At 71.9% G+C, this 14,559-nt stretch carries 14 protein-coding genes; 3 read left to right on the top strand and 11 right to left on the bottom strand.

The annotated features are described in order from the left end of the window. Window positions 1-6: 6 nt before the first annotated feature. From IEZ11_RS07600 to IEZ11_RS07555, 10 genes are all read right to left on the bottom strand, one after another. Window positions 7-708, bottom strand: a complete 702-nt coding sequence (locus IEZ11_RS07600) for a gamma-glutamyl-gamma-aminobutyrate hydrolase family protein (RefSeq protein WP_189261840.1) — start codon at window positions 706-708, stop codon at window positions 7-9. Beyond that, complete coding sequence (locus tag IEZ11_RS07595; protein ID WP_189261839.1) at window positions 705-2,195, bottom strand: aldehyde dehydrogenase; 1,491 nt, start codon at window positions 2,193-2,195, stop codon at window positions 705-707. Before IEZ11_RS07595 ends, IEZ11_RS07600 begins: the two co-directional genes overlap by 4 nt. Window positions 2,196-2,255: 60 nt before the next feature. Next, on the bottom strand, window positions 2,256-3,701 hold the full coding sequence (locus IEZ11_RS07590) for an APC family permease (RefSeq protein WP_229712865.1): 1,446 nt from the start codon (window positions 3,699-3,701) through the stop codon (window positions 2,256-2,258). A gap of 186 nt (window positions 3,702-3,887) precedes the next feature. Next, window positions 3,888-4,514: a TetR/AcrR family transcriptional regulator gene (locus IEZ11_RS07585; RefSeq protein ID WP_189261837.1), complete on the bottom strand. Its 627-nt coding sequence runs from the start codon at window positions 4,512-4,514 to the stop codon at window positions 3,888-3,890. Between the two features lie 43 nt (window positions 4,515-4,557). After that, complete coding sequence (locus IEZ11_RS07580; protein ID WP_189261836.1) at window positions 4,558-5,403, bottom strand: fumarylacetoacetate hydrolase family protein; 846 nt, start codon at window positions 5,401-5,403, stop codon at window positions 4,558-4,560. 10 nt (window positions 5,404-5,413) lie between these two features. After that, window positions 5,414-6,349, bottom strand: coding sequence for a 3,4-dihydroxyphenylacetate 2,3-dioxygenase (locus IEZ11_RS07575; RefSeq protein WP_189261835.1), 936 nt, complete (start codon window positions 6,347-6,349; stop codon window positions 5,414-5,416). Next, on the bottom strand, window positions 6,342-7,802 hold the full coding sequence (locus IEZ11_RS07570) for an aldehyde dehydrogenase (protein WP_189261834.1): 1,461 nt from the start codon (window positions 7,800-7,802) through the stop codon (window positions 6,342-6,344). The genes IEZ11_RS07575 and IEZ11_RS07570 overlap by 8 nt, the downstream gene beginning before the upstream one ends. Before the next feature lie 96 nt (window positions 7,803-7,898). Continuing rightward, a complete protein-coding gene (locus tag IEZ11_RS07565; RefSeq protein ID WP_189261833.1) occupies window positions 7,899-8,711 on the bottom strand; it encodes an acetoacetate decarboxylase family protein in 813 nt (270 codons plus the stop codon). A gap of 10 nt (window positions 8,712-8,721) precedes the next feature. Further along, window positions 8,722-9,927, bottom strand: a complete 1,206-nt coding sequence (locus IEZ11_RS07560) for an NAD(P)/FAD-dependent oxidoreductase (protein ID WP_189261832.1) — start codon at window positions 9,925-9,927, stop codon at window positions 8,722-8,724. 2 nt (window positions 9,928-9,929) lie between these two features. Next, complete coding sequence (locus IEZ11_RS07555; protein WP_089104962.1) at window positions 9,930-10,118, bottom strand: ferredoxin; 189 nt, start codon at window positions 10,116-10,118, stop codon at window positions 9,930-9,932. Between the two features lie 362 nt (window positions 10,119-10,480). Here IEZ11_RS07555 and IEZ11_RS07550 point away from each other — a divergent pair, with 362 nt between their 5' ends. Together IEZ11_RS07550 and IEZ11_RS07545 are read left to right on the top strand one after the other, a co-directional pair. After that, window positions 10,481-11,830 carry a glutamine synthetase family protein gene (locus IEZ11_RS07550; protein WP_189261831.1) on the top strand — a complete coding sequence of 450 codons (1,350 nt, stop codon included), beginning with the start codon at window positions 10,481-10,483 and terminating at the stop codon, window positions 11,828-11,830. Window positions 11,831-11,870: 40 nt separating this feature from the next. Continuing rightward, window positions 11,871-13,145 (top strand): cytochrome P450, encoded by a 1,275-nt coding sequence (locus tag IEZ11_RS07545; RefSeq protein ID WP_189261830.1) that lies wholly within the window; start codon window positions 11,871-11,873, stop codon window positions 13,143-13,145. 9 nt (window positions 13,146-13,154) lie between these two features. Here the strand turns inward: IEZ11_RS07545 and IEZ11_RS07540 are convergent, their stop codons facing one another. Beyond that, on the bottom strand, window positions 13,155-13,709 hold the full coding sequence (locus IEZ11_RS07540; RefSeq protein WP_189261829.1) for a cysteine hydrolase family protein: 555 nt from the start codon (window positions 13,707-13,709) through the stop codon (window positions 13,155-13,157). A gap of 180 nt (window positions 13,710-13,889) precedes the next feature. Here IEZ11_RS07540 and IEZ11_RS07535 point away from each other — a divergent pair, with 180 nt between their 5' ends. Further along, window positions 13,890-14,504 carry a TetR/AcrR family transcriptional regulator gene (locus IEZ11_RS07535; protein ID WP_189261828.1) on the top strand — a complete coding sequence of 205 codons (615 nt, stop codon included), beginning with the start codon at window positions 13,890-13,892 and terminating at the stop codon, window positions 14,502-14,504. The last annotated feature ends 55 nt before the right edge of the window (window positions 14,505-14,559 follow it).

Raw genomic sequence — 14,559 nt, 5'->3', positions numbered from 1 at the left:
CCGCCTTCAGGCCGCCGCCCTTACGAACGCGTCGAACAGGCGCTGCTGCGCCGGGTCTTCGTGCGCGGTGTCCTCCGGGTGCCACTGCACGGCGGTGAACCAGCCCCGGGCGCCGGTCAGTTCGAGACCCTCGACGGTGCCGTCCGCCGCGCCGGCGGTGACGGTGAGGCCGCTGCCGAGGCGGTCCACACGCTGGTGGTGGTAGCAGGAGGCGTCAACCTTCGCCTCCCCCACCGCCTGTTCGACGTGCGAGCCGGGACGGACGGTCACCGGATGACGCAGGTGCCGGTGGGTGCGGTCCGGACCGCCCATGTCCTGCTCCAGCGTGCCGCCCAGCGCCACGTTCACGGCCTGCAGCCCACGGCAGATCGCCAGCAGCGGCAGCCCGGACTCCAGTGCGTGGCGGGCGACCCGGAGGTCGAAGGTGTCCTGGAGGTCGTCGACGTCGTAGACGGTGTCATGGGTCTGCGTCGCTCCGTAGCGGTACGGGGCGAGGTCGCCGCCGCCGGGCAGCAGCACGCCGTCGAAGCGGGCGAGCCGACCGGGCACGTCGGTGTCGGCGGGGTGGATGCTCGCGGGTTCGCCGCCGGCCCGCCAGACGGCCTCGATCAGGGCACGGGCGTTGACCTCGGCGGCGAAGCGCAGCGCCGAGGTGGTGGCGGAGAACCGGGCGGGCACGGCGATGAGCGGACGGGGCGCACGGGTCACAGCTGGATCCAGGTCGTCTTGAGTTCGGTGTACTTGTCGATCGCGTGCGCGGACTTGTCCCGCCCGTTGCCGGACTGCTTCATCCCGCCGAAGGGCACGGTCAGGTCGCCCTCCTCGTAGCAGTTCACCCAGACGGTGCCGGCCTTCAGGGCGCGGGAGACCTGGTGCGCGGTGGACAGGTCGGAGGTCCACAGGCCGGCCGCGAGCCCGTACTCGGTGGCGTTGGCGAGCCGGACCGCCTCCTGAAGGTCGTCGAAGGCGAGGACGGACAGCACCGGGCCGAAGATCTCCTCGCGGGCCAGCCGCATGCCGGGGTCGACCCGGTCGAAGACGGTCGGCTGCAGATAGCTGCCGCCACTCTCGGGCAGGGCGCGTTCGCCGCCGGTGCGCAGCCGGGCACCCTGCTCACGCCCGGTGGCGATGTGCCCCCGCACGCGCTCCAGGTGGGCCTCCCCGACCAGTGCGCCCATCTCGGTCGCCGGGTCGAGCGGGTCGCCGATGCGGAGTTCCTCGGCGCGGCGGACGACGGCGTCCGTGACGCGCTCTGCGATCGAGGAGTGGACCAGGAGCCGGGAGGGCGCGGTGCACATCTCGCCCTGGTTGAAGAAGATCCCCCAGGCGGCGGTGGCTGCGGCCCGGTCCAGGTCGGGGGCGTCCGGGAGGATGATGTTGGGCGACTTGCCGCCCAGCTCCAGCCAGACCCGCTTGAGGTTGGAGTCGGCGGAGTAGCGCAGGAAGTGGCGGCCGACGGCGGTGGAGCCGGTGAAGGCCAGTACGTCGACGTCGGGGTGGAGGCCGATCGCCCGCCCGGCCGTCGGGCCGTCGCCGGTGACGACGTTGAGGACGCCGGGCGGCAGGCCTGCCTCGGTGCCGATCCGGCCGAGGAGCAGGGCGGAGAGCGGGGAGGACTCGGAGGGCTTCAGGACGACCGTGCAGCCGGCCGCGAGCGCCGGGGCCACCTTCCAGCCGGCCAGGGTGAGGGGGAAGTTCCAGGGGACGACCGCGCCGACGACGCCGGTCGGTTCACGGGTGACCAGGGCGAGGGCGTCGGAGGCGGTGTGCGGGGACTCGTCGGTGAGCTTGTCGGCCAGCTGTCCGTACCAGCGGAAGGTGGTGATCGCGGCGCGCAGTTCGATGGCGTACGCCTCGGTGATCGGCTTGCCCGTCTCCAGGGTGATGGTGAGGGCGAGTTCCTCGCGGTGCGCTTCGAGGAGTTCGGCCATGCGCAGCAGGATCCGGCCGCGCTCGGCGGGTGCCAGGCGGGGCCAGGGTCCGGAGTCGAAGGCGCGGCGGGCGGCGGCCACGGCGTGGTCGACCTCGGCCTGACCGGCGTCGGCGACCTGGGTGAGGAGCTGTCCGTCCCGGGGTGAGACGACGGCGAAGGCCGCTCCGCCGCCCGGCTCGTCGGTGCCGTCGATGTGGTGCTGTGCGGGCAGGTCGAGGGCCTTGGCCCGGCCGAGCAGTTCGTCGGGGGTGAGGTCCAGCATGGTGTTCCCAATCGAGGGGTGGGGGCCCGGCCGTGCGGGGGCCGGGCCCGGCGGGGTGCGTCAGCGGCGGTGGACGAGCCGTGCGGTGCCCGCCCCGAGACCCAGGACGGCGGGGACGGCGAGGACGAGCCAGACGGCCGTGCTGGTGGCGCCGCCGATGAGGGTCGTGAAGTTGGCCAGGATCACCCAGATCATGGCGGCGATGCCGAGGGCACCGAGGGCCGGGGCGATCACCGTGTTCCAGAGCCGGGTGTCGAGGCGCTCGCGGCGGAAGAAGACGATCACCGAGACCGAGGTCAGGAAGTACAGCAGCATGCAGGCCAGGACCCCGACACCGCTGAACCAGGAGAAGAGGGTGAGGACCGGGTCCTTGTCGGCGAGGGCGAAGGGCATCACCAGGAGCACCGCGATCGCCGTCTGGACCAGGCCCGCGACCCACGGCGAGTGCCGGTGGTTGAGGGTGCGCAGCCGGCCCGGCAGCAGGCCTTCGCGGCTGAGGGAGAACAGGTAGCGGTTGGCGGAGTTGTGGAAGGCGAGGATGCCCGCGAAGAGGGAGGTGGCGAGCAGGATCGGCAGCACGTCGTTGACCCAGCCGCCGAACTGGTCGGCGATCGGCGCGAAGACGAACACCGTGGAGTCGCCGCCGGCCAGTGCCTTGCCCGCGGCCGCGGTGACCTTCGAGGGGCCGTACGAGGAGACCAGCATCCACGACACGAAGGCGAAGAAGCCGGTGACCACGGCCACCGAGAGGTAGGTGGCCCGGGGGACGGTCTTGCGGGGTTCGCGGGCCTCCTCGCCGTAGATGGCGGTGGCCTCGAAGCCGAACATCGAGGCGACGGCGAACATCAGGGCCACGCCGGGTGCGCCCTGGAGCACCGCACTCGGGGAGAAGGTGCCGCCGAAGTCGAGCCCCTCGGGCCCGCCGCCCTTGACGAAGGTGACCAGGGCGAAGGCGAGCAGGATGCTGAACTCGGCGAGCACGAACACCGCGAGCACCTTGGCGCCCAGCTCGATCCCGGCGGCGCCCAGCACCTGGACCACGACCATGGTCACCAGGGTCCACACCCACCAAGCGATGTGCGTGCCGGAGTAGTGCTCGACGAGCCCGCTGACGGTGTACCCGTACAGGCCGTACATCGCGGCCTGGACCGTGCAGTAGGCGAACAGCGCCACGGCGGCGCTGCCGCTGCCCGTCGTCCGGCCGAGTCCCTTGCCGATGTACGTGTAGAAGGCGCCGGCGTTGACCACATGCCGGCCCATGGCCACGAAGCCCACCGAGAACAGCAGGATCACCGCTCCGGCGAGGGCGTAGGCGGCCGGGGCTCCGGCGCCGTTGCCGACGGCGACCGCGATCGGCACGGCGCCGGCGATGCCGGTGAGCGGTGCCTGGGCGGACAGGACGAAGAAGAGGATGCCCAGGACACCCAGGGCGTTGCGTTTGAGGGCGGCCGCGGGCTGGTTGCCCGCTCCGGCCTGCGGAGAGGCGTCGACCGTCTGACTGTCCACTCGGATCACCTGCTGAGGGGAAGGGAGAGTTTTCGTTTTGAGCCAAACGAGTTGCCCCATGGTGGGCCGGAACTATCCATCTGACAAGGGGGTGGGAAGGGGAATTTACGCCAGGGAAACCGCTCTGCCCAGGGCATGGCAAACCCCCCGGCGCGACCGCGACGGGGGGTTCGGGGACGGGCACGCTCAGTCGCGGTTCTCCGGCGGCCGCTCACCGAGAGTGTGCAGGAGGGCACGCAGCTCGGACAGGGCCGCCTCGGTGTCGGCGCGGTCGCCGATGCCGGTGAGCTGGTGCAGCACCAGGCCGTCCAGCGCGGCGAAGACCAGCCGGTTGAAGGCCGGGCTCGCGCCGCCGGGCAGGATGCGGTCCAGCTCGCGCTGGGAGGCTCCGAAGTACTCGTCGTAGAGCGCGCGGACCTGCGGCAGCAGCTCGGGGCGGCGGCGGGCTTCCAGCAGCAGCTCGTACTGGTACGCCTGGCCGTCCGCGTCGTCCTCGACCATGTCCGTCAGCCCGGCCACGAAGTCCTCGGGCTTCCCGGTGCCGGGCTCCAGCAGGCTGCTGCTGAGGCTGAGGCGCACGGCGTAGGCGAGGGACTCCTCGATCAGCGCGTCCCGAGAGCCGAAGTGGTGGACGACGAGGCCATGGGTGACCCCGGCCTCCTCGGCCACGGCGCGGTAGGTGAGGTGCCGCAGGCCGCGTGCGCCGACGACCCGGACCGCGGCCTTGAGCAGCGCCTCGCGCCCCTCGCCGTAGCCGAGCCGTCTGCGCGACCGGTCGTCGGGGTGCTGCGAGGGCTCGGCGGATTCGGTCATGGCCGCGACCCTACCCGCCGGTTCCCGGCGCCTGCCGTGGCGTCTACCTGCGGGGCGCGCGGATGCCACGGAACTCCCAGTCGCCGCCGAGCGCCGTGGACAGCACTTCCTCGGACTCGGTGGGCTGGGCGCCGACGTCGGTCCGGATCGGGGTGGGTCCGGTGACGATGTGGTTGCTGAGCCGCCCGAGGCCCTCCACCTCGACCTCGACGACATCGCCGGGCCGGACGGGCCGTGAGTTGGCCGGGGTGCCGGAGAGCAGCACGTCACCCGGGTACAGGGTGATCGTTCGGGCGATGTCGGCGACGAGGTAGTGCATGTCCCACTTCATCTCGTCGGTCGAACCGTCCTGCACCACCTCGCCGTTGACGAAGGTACGCAGCCGCTTGCCGTGGAAGTCCCAGTCGGTGACCAGGCCGGGGCCCAGCGGGCACAGCGTGTCCGACCCCTTCACGCGGAGCATGGAGCCGGCGTCGGTGTCCCGGAAGTCGTGCAGCCCGTAGTCGTTGGCGACCGTGTACCCGGCGATGTACTCCCCCGCCTCGGCAGGCGAGATGTTCCGCGCGGTCCGCCCGATGACGATGGCGACCTCGCCCTCGTAGTTGAGCCACTTGCAGCCCTCGGGCCGGACGACGGCGCCCCGGTGGGAGTTGAGGGCGGAGGTCGGCTTGTGGAAGTAGGTCGGGGTGTCGGGCAGCCCGATCCGGAACTCCTCCACCCGGCTGCGGTGGTTGAGATGGACGGCGATCACCTTGGACGGCACGACCGGCGGCAGGTGGTGGGCCTCCTCGGTCTTGACGCGGCGGCCGTCCCCGGCGACGAGTTCGTCCCCGTCGACGGTGACCTGGACGGCGGCGCCGTCCAGAAGGATGCGGCGGAATTCGGGCATGGCGGCCTTCCTAGGGGCGACGGTGCGGATTGTTCGGCGCGGCTGTCACGGGCGCGCCGGTGCCGGTCCAGCCCGCTGCGGGCCGGTCGAACCAGAGGTGCGCCTGGCCGGTGCCGACGGAGTTCTCGTACTCGCCGTACTGCCGGGCCGGGGCGGCGCAGGACTGCTCGCCGAGGGCGCCGGCCAGCATCAGGTAGTGGGAGAACCGGGCCTCCGGCTTGAACTTCCAGAACGCGTCCATGGTGTCGAGAACCTTGTCGTGCCGGCCCTCCTTGAACCACTCGATGCGCTCGATGTCGGCCTCCCGGGCCTCCGGCGTACGGATGTGCACCGGGTCGCTGGCCTCGTGGTCGCGCAGCTCGCGCAGCGGCCAGAAGGTGTGCGACAGGGCACCGGAGGCGATGAGCAGCACCCGCCGCCCCGGCAGGGCGGCGATCCCGTCGGCGAGCGCCCGCCCGAGCCGCAGATGGTCCTCCATGTCGCCGGTCTGGCACACCCCGATGGTCACCCACCGCTTGTCCGGCAGGCCCTCCCCCAGGAACTTCCACAGATTGACGGTGGCGTAGTAGATCGGCAGGTACTCGTCGTCGATCGGGGTGATCCACGTGCCGTGCCGGTCGGCGAACGAGGCGATGCTGTGGGCGAGTTCCGGGTCACCGGGGAAGTCGTACGGCATCCGGCACATCCCGCGCGGCAGTTCCTCGGAGGTGAACAGCCCGGCCCTGCGCTGCTGTGCGCTGACGACGAACTCGACGGTGGTCGCCCAGTGGGAGTCGAGGACGACGACGGTGTCGTAGTCGTCCCGCTCGAAGACGTCCCTGCGGAGCTGCCGGAGGCCGGTGACGAGGGTGATCTCCTTGCCCTCGTTCAGCTCCAGCCGGTCGGCCTCCGGCAGCACGATGGTGGGGACGTGGGCGAGGAGCCCCGCCCCGACGATCTCACCCATGGTCCTTCCAGCCCTTCGGTGCGGTGACGGTGTTCTTCAGGTCGCAGTAGAAGTCGAAGCTCCAGGTACCGCCCTCGCGCCCGACACCGGAGAGGCGGGAGCCGCCGAAGGGGGCCTGGAGGTCGCGGACGAAGAAGCAGTTGACCCAGACGGTGCCGGCGACCAGCGCCGCGGTGACCCGTTCGGCGCGCTCGGGGTCTCCGGTGGCGAGGGTGGCGGCGAGCCCGAACCGGGTGTCGTTGGCCAGCCGGACGGCCTCGTCCTCGTCGGCGAAGGTCTGGAGGGTGAGGACGGGCCCGAAGACCTCCTCCTGCACGACCTCGCTGTCCTGCGCGACGTCGGTGAGCAGGGTGGGCGCGTAGAACTGCCCGTCCCGGCGGTGCCCGCCGATCACGGCCCGCGCCCCTGCGTCGACGGCCCGCCGTACGAACCCGTCGATCTTCTCCAGCTGACGCGGATGGATGTTCGGCCCGATGTCGGTGGCCTCGTCACGGGGGTCGCCCTGGCGCAGCGCGTCGGCCCTCGCCACGAACCGCCGGGTGAACTCCTCGGCGACGGACTCCTCGACCAGCAGCCGAGTGCCCGCCAGGCAGACCTGTCCGGCGTTGTCGTACTGCTCCACCGCCAGGTCGACGGCGAGCTCCAGGTCCGCGTCGGCGAACACCAACAGGGGTGACTTGCCGCCGAGTTCGAGACTCAGGGGAGTCAGGTTGGCGGCGGCCGAGGCGGCGATGCGGCTCGCCGTGGGCACGGACCCGGTGAAGCTGATCCGCCGCACGTCCGGATGGGAGGTGAGCGCGTCGCCGACCTCGGCGCCGTATCCCTGCACGACGTTGAACACACCGGCCGGCAGTCCCGCCTCGGCGGCGATGTCGGCGAGCAGGGAGGCGGTGAGCGGGGACCACTCGGCGGGCTTGAGGACGACGGTGTTCCCGGCGGCGAGGGCCGGGGCTACCTTCCAGGTCGCCAGCATGAGCGGGGCGTTCCACGGGGTGATCAGCACACAGGGGCCGGCGGGGTCCCAGCTGACGTGGTTGCGGTGGCCTCGGGTATCGAAGTCCTCGTGGTCGAGCCTGAGCAACCAGTCCGCGAAGAAACGGAAGTTGTGGGCCACGCGGGGCATGACACCGTGTCGGTGCGAGCGCAGCAGGGCCCCGTTGTCGGTGGTCTCGACGATGGCGAGCTCTTCGACGCGCTTGTCGACACCGTCGGCGATGGCGTGCAGGATCCGGGCACGTTCGGCACGGGGGGTGGCGGCCCAGGAGGGGAAGGCGTCACGGGCGGCGGCGACGGCGGCCGCGGCTTCGGGGGGACCGCCGCGGGCGATCTCGCCGATCGGCTGCCCGTCGATGGGCGAACTGTCGGTGAACGTCTCGGCAGAGGCGACCCGTCGGCCGCCGATCCAGTGCCGGGTGTCGACTGACACTCCGGAGACGACGATCTTTTCAGTCATGAGAGGGGCTCCTGACAATGGGGGGAAACTGGACCTGCTCAGGGGCGCGGGGAACTGCGCGACCAGCCACAACGCACCCGCACCCGACCACGCACCTCACCCGGCAACCACTGCGGACGTCCCGCTCTCCAGCAGCCGCCCCCCGTCCCAGACCACCCCGACCTGCCGGTAGTACGCGGCGACCGGCTCCCGGACCTCCAGCCGCGCCAACTCCTCGGTGGGCGCCTCGAACAGCTCCAACTCGGCCTCTCCCACCCACGGTTGCCCCCCTTCGAAGTCCGCGGCCCCCGTCTCGATCAACTCGTCGAGAGCCGGTCCCGCGCCCTTCTCGATCCCCGGCAGCCACCGGTGATGAGCCATCGGATGCGCGTTGACGAACCCGTTCGTCGCGGACGGCTCCCGCAGCGTCACCACCGCCTGTGCCAGCCGCCGGTCGGCCGCCGCCAGCGTCGCCCCGAACCGCGCCCCGGCCTCGATCCGGGGCGCCGGCCCGTACGGATGCGGCCGCGTCTGGTGGATCGATCCGAGCTTCTTCGGATACCCCTGGTGCAGCCCACGGGCGATGGCGAAGTCCTTGTCGACCCAGATGTAGACGCACCGCGAGTACGTCCGGCCCCGGAACGTGCAGCGCACGACCGCGAAGGCCTCCTTGTACTGCGCCCGCACCGGGTCGAGCAGTTCGTCCCCGGCCGCCGCGCAGGACTGCCAGTCGGCCCAGATCAGCGCGACCGCGCCGGGGTCCTCGTCGGCGAGCTCCAGCGGCTCGGGGAGGAGTTCACGCACCCGCGCGGGGTCCGTGCGGTACTCGACGGTGAGCAGGTCACCGGAGTACCGCCAGGGCGGCGCCGGGATCAGCGACGACGCTCCGGTCGCCGTCCTGGGGTGGAAAAAGCCACGTACACCGGTCACTTGGGGCTCCTTAGCCGGAAACGGTCTCGGTCAGGGCGGGCTGCTTCAGCAGCTCGGCGCGGTAGCGGGCGGCGGACGCGGTCATGGCCTGGCCGCCGAGCGCGACGACGCCGACGAGCCGGCCGTCGTGGTGGTAGCCGACGAGCACGTCCCCCTCCGGGTCGCCGTCGAGGACGCGGACGTCCCCCTTGCCGAGCACCGGCGCCCCGAAGGACTGGAGCCGGAAGTCGTGCTGGTCGCTCCAGAAGGACGGCAACGGCGCGAAGGGCACCGGCTCGGCGTCGCCGACCAGCGTCTTCGCCGCGTGCTTGGCGGTGTCGGTCGGGATGCACCAGTGCTCGACCCGGCGCGGCACACCGTCGTAGCGGGCGTTGGGGAACCGGGCGACGTCTCCCACCGCGACCACGTCCGGCCGGCCGCCGGCCCGCAGACGGGCGTCGGTGAGCACCCCGTCGGCCAGGTCGAGCCCGTTTCCGTCGAGCCACTCGGTGTTGGCGACCGAGCCGACCGACTCGACCACCACGTCGGCGGCCAGCACGGAACCGTCGCTCAACTCCACGCCGGTCACCCGCTCCTCGCCCGTGAACCCGGCGACCCCGGTCCCGAGCGCGAAGCGCACCCCGCGTGCCTCGTGCCGCTCCAGCATGGCACGGCCCAGCAGTTCGCCGAGCGGCCCGGCCATCGGCAGCGGCAGCGGATCGACGACCGTCACCTCGGCGACGCCGAGACCCACCGCGGTCGCGGCGACCTCGCAGCCGATGAATCCGGCACCGACCACGACGACCCGGGCACCGGGCCGGGTGAGCGCCTCGCGCAGACCGCGGGCGTCGTCGAGGGTACGGACCGTGTGGCGGCCGGCCGCCGGTCCCGGGCAGTCCAGGCGCCGGGGGCGCATCCCGGTGGCGACGACCAGCCCGTCGTACGACAGCTCGGTGCCGTCGTCGAGCCGTACCGTCCGCTCGTCCAGAGCCGCGGCGACGGCCTTCCGGCCCAGCCGCCACTCGACGTCGGACACGCTGGCGCGGGGCCGGAAGGCCAGCGACTCGAAGGAGGCCTTCCCGGCCAGGACCTCCTTGGACAGGGGCGGCCGGTTGTAGGGCGGGTGCGGTTCGTCGCCGACGAGGGTGATCGCGCCGCGCCAGCCCGCCGCGCGCAGTTGCTCGGCCGCACGCAGGCCGGCCATGGAGGCACCGGCCACGACGATGCGCGCAGTCACGGTCAGGCCTCGATCCGGATGGCCTGGAGCGGGCAGACGTCGGCCGCTTCCTCGACCTCGTCACGCAGTGCGTCGTCCGGGTCGGAGACGTAGGCGAGGTGGCCGGCGTCGTCCAGGGAGAAGACGTCGGGGGCCGCGAAGACGCACTGGCCGTGGTCCTGGCACTTGTTCATGTCGACGACGACCTTCATGGCCGGTCCTCCTGGGGGAGCGGGAGCGAAGGGAGTGGGAGAGGGGTAGTGGGCCCGGCCGGTCGTGCCGACCGGGCCCCGCCAACGGGTTGCGGCGAACCGCGTCCCGGACTCGTTTGGCTTCAAACAAGGTAGGCAGCCGCCACCCCCTGGTCAATACCTATCCGTATGGATAAATTCTTTGCGTCGCCCTCTTGCGGCAAGGTGCACCCCTGCCTACCGTTTGGCTTCAAACAGCAGGCCGGAGAGCTCCGCGTCATCGCGCCCCGGCCCTCGCCTCCCACTCCGCCCGCCTCCCGGATCCCCGGTTCACCGGCTCCCCCGGGCGGTGTCCCGACGTCCGTCCGCCCGAGGAGACAACGGTGAGCGATCAAGACCAAGCAGAAGTCCGCCGGCACCTGGACCGGCTCGCCGCCGACGGCATCGATGTCGTCCGGGTGACGTATCCCGACCTCATCGGCACGGACCGGGCACGTGACGTGCTCGTGGAGGAGCTGCCCCGGGCCCTGGAGCACGGGCTGGCCTTCTGCCGGGCCGTGTACCACACCAGTCCGCAGGGGGACGTGGTCCCGGTCAGCGGCGGCCTGGACGCCGGTCTGCCGGACGTCTGCGTACGGCCCGACCTCACCACCCTGGTCGCGCTGCCCTGGGAGCCGGGCGTGGCGGCCTGCCTGGCCGATGTCGTCGATCCGGCCACCGGGGCGCCCGCCCCCGAGTCACCGCGCGACCTGCTGCGGTCGGTCCTGGAGCGGTGCCGGGAACACGGGCTGAGCCCGGTCGTCGGACCCGAACTGGAGTACTTCCTGTGCGAGCCGGACCAGGCCGGCGGCTGGCGGCGCTACGGGAACACCCCCGGTGTCGTCTACACCGCGGGCCTGCGCGCCGACCCCGACAACCACCTGCTGCGCACCCTGCGACAGGTGCGCGACCTGCGCATCGGGGTGCTGAGCGGGAACCACGAGTTCGACGGCGGGCAGTTCGAGATCAACCTGCTGCACTCCGAGGCCCTGTCCGCCGCCGACCGGGCGTTCCGCTTCAAGGCCGCGGTGAAGGAGCTGGCCCGGCGCGAGGGGCGGCTCGCCACCTTCATGGCGAAGCCCTTCAACGACGCGGGCGGCTCCGGCTTCCACCTGCACCTCTCCTGTTCCGACGCCGAGGACCGCAACACCTTCGACGACCCGTCCGGCGCGTACGGCCTCTCGGCCACCGCCCGGCACGCCGTCGCCGGCGTCCTCGCGCACGCACCCGCCCTGGCCGCGCTGCTGAACCCGACCGTGAACTCGTACAAGCGCTTCGGGCCCGACACCCTCGCCCCCTGGCTGATCGACTGGGGCCTGGACAACCGCAGCGCGATGGTCCGCATACCGCCCGAGCGCGGCGCCGGGGCCCGGCTCGAACTGCGGCTCGGGGACGCGAGCGCCAACCCGTATCTGGCGATCGCCGCGACCACGGCCGCCGCCCTGCTCGGTGTCCTGGCCTCCGAGGAGCCGCCCGCCCCGCTGGAGGGCTACGGCTACGACACCGCGAAGGCGGCCGTGCTCCCCATGGAGCTGTCCGCCGCGCTGGACGCACTGGAGGCGGACACCGCCCTGGCCGAACTGTTCGGCAAGGACTTCACCGCGTCGTACCTGACCTACAAGCGCAACGAGGTCGAACGCTTCCGACGGCACGTCACCGACTGGGAGTTCACCGAGTACGCCTACCACCTGTGACCGCCTGCGCCGACCTGCGACCCCCCGTGAAGGACCAACGATGACCACAGCCACCGGCGTCGAGGCCATGCGCCTCGCCGATGTCGACCTCGCGAACCTCGACAACTTCACCGACGGGGTCACGCCCTGGCGGATGTTCCACACCCTGCGCCATCAGGACCCGGTGCACTGGCAGCCGGAGGAGGCGCCCAACTCCGGTTTCTGGGCGCTGACCCGGCACGCCGACATCGCGCGGGTCGACCGGGACGCCGAGACGTTCACCTCCACCCGGTTCGTGAACCTGGAGGAGCTCGACGAGGACCAGATCCGCAAACGCGCCTCGATCCTGGAGCTGGACGGGGTGCGCCACCGCGCCCTGCGCAGCGTGATCCAGCGGCAGTTCGGGGCGGGGATCATCAACAGCTACACCGACTTCCTGCGCGGACTGACCGCGAAGACGCTGGACGCGGCGCTGGCCAAGGGGACCTTCGACTTCGTGAAGGAGGTCTCTGCGGACTTCCCGATCAACGTGCTGGCCCGGCTCCTCGACGTGCCGCCGGAGGACAACCAGCAGCTCATCGACTGGGGCAACCGCATCATCGGCAACACCGACCCCGACTACGCGGACGTCCTGCTGCACAGCGCGGACAGCGAGAAGTACCGCGACCTGCCGTTCCGTTCCCCCGCCTCGCTCGAAGTCTTCGAGTACGGACGGGAGCTGGCCCGGCAGCGGCGCGGCGGCGCGGGGACGGACCTGGTCTCCAGGCTGGTCAACACCACCCCGCGCGACGGAGTCCCGCTCTCCGCACAGGACTTCGACAACTACTTCCTGCTGCTGGTGGTGGCCGGCAACGAGACCACCCGGCACACCATCACCCACTCCATGCTGGCCCTTCTCCAGCACCCCGAGCAGCTGGCCCGGCTCAGGGACGACCCGTCGCTGATCCCGACGGCGGTGGAGGAGTTCCTGCGCTGGGCGTCCCCGGTCTACCACTTCCGCCGTACCGCGACCCGGGACGTCGAGCTCGGCGGCAAGCGGATCAGGGAGGGCGACAAGGTCGTCATGTGGTACGCCTCGGGCAACCGCGACGAGGAGGTCTTCGGCAACCCGTACGACTTCGACGTGGCCCGGCAGGACAACGACCACGTCACCTTCGGCAAGGGCAGTCCGCACCTGTGCCTGGGCAACCTGCTCGCGCGCACCGAGATCCGGATCATGTTCGAGGAGCTCATCCCGCGGCTCGCCGGCATCCGGCTCGTCGGCGAGGTGCCGCGGGTGCGCTCGAACTTCGTGAACGGCATCAAGAGGCTGCCGGTGGAGGTGACACTCGCCTGACGGCCCGGCTCAGAGTGCCGCCGCCCAGGCGTCGACGGTCGTGACCTCGGCCTGCATGGGGAACACCTTCTCCGTGAGCACCCGGTGCACCTCCGGGTCGGAGTCGAGGCAGCCGTCCGACAGGACGGTGAGCTCGAAGTCGAGGTCGGCGGCCTGGCGCAGGGTGGAGAGCACGACACCGCTGGTGGCGATGCCGGTGAGGACGAGGTGATCGATCCCGCCGGCCCGCAGCAGCATGTCGAGGTCGCTGCCGGCGAAGGCGCTGACGCGCCGCTTGGTGACGACCGGCTCGCCGGGCGCGGGAGCCACGTCCGGGTGGACCTGGGTGGCCCGGTCGTCCCCGGCCGGCCGCGCCACGGCGCCCACCAGGCCGCGGAACATCTTGTTGCGGGCGCTGACCTCCGGGTAGCCCGGCCGGAAACCGACGACCGCGTAGACCACCGGAACACCCGCGGACCGGGCGGCGTCGATCGCCTTGCCCAGCCGGGGCAGGTACTCGGCGTCGGGAAACCGGTCGACGACGACCTGCTGGACATCCATGACGAGAAGCGCTTGCTGCGGCACCGTCTCTGTTCCTTCCACGTGGCCCCGTCGGTCATCGGGCGATCACTCGCCGGACGGTTTGTCATCAAGTGATTACTTGGCAACGTAGCCCCCGCTGCGGGATCATGTCAACGCATGATTACTTGGTGGCGGACCCCGTCCCCCGAGGGGTTCGTGGTGGCGTTGACGAGAGGAGCCGCTGTGTCGTCGGACGACGTGACCGGTCAGGCCGCCGACGGGCCCCGGCGCCGGGACGCCGCGGCGACCCGCCGGGCCCTGCTCCTGGCCGCCCGCACCCGGTTCACCCGGCTGGGCTACGACCGGACGACGCTGCGGGACGTCGCCGCGGACGCGGGGGTCAACCTGGCGCTCATCAAGCGGTACTTCGGCTCCAAGGAGGGCCTGTTCAAGGCGGCGCTGGCGGAGACGCCCCGGTTCCTGGGCGGCACCGGGGAGTTCCCGCGCGGCCGTGCCGCCCTGGCCGAGGCGCTCAGCCGGCAGCTGGCGGCCGGGGCGTGGGCGGAGTTCGGCGAGCATCCGGTGCTGATGCTGCTGCGCGACTCGGGCGACGAGCAGGTGGCTCAGCTGCGCCGACGGGCCCTGGCGGAGTTCGGCCGGCAGGTGCTGGAGGCGTCGGGCGGCTCGTCGGCTCCCGACGCCGAGCTGCGGGCGGAGCTGCTGGTCGCGCTCGGCGTCGGGGTCGCCGTCGTACGCTCGGCGGTGGGTCTGCGGCCGCTGGCCGACGCGACACCGGAGGAACTCCTGGGTCCCCTCCACGACATCGTGGAGGGGCTCCTCGGACCACCGTCGGACTGATCACGACGGAGCCGCCGCGCCGGAGACCGGGAGCGTGGCGGCCGAGCCCGTCGGC

Source organism: Streptomyces fuscichromogenes (assembly GCF_014645815.1).
Lineage (GTDB): Bacteria > Actinomycetota > Actinomycetes > Streptomycetales > Streptomycetaceae > Streptomyces > Streptomyces fuscichromogenes.
The sequence above is the reverse complement of the archived record's forward strand: the minus strand, read 5'-3'. Positions and strand labels throughout refer to the sequence as shown.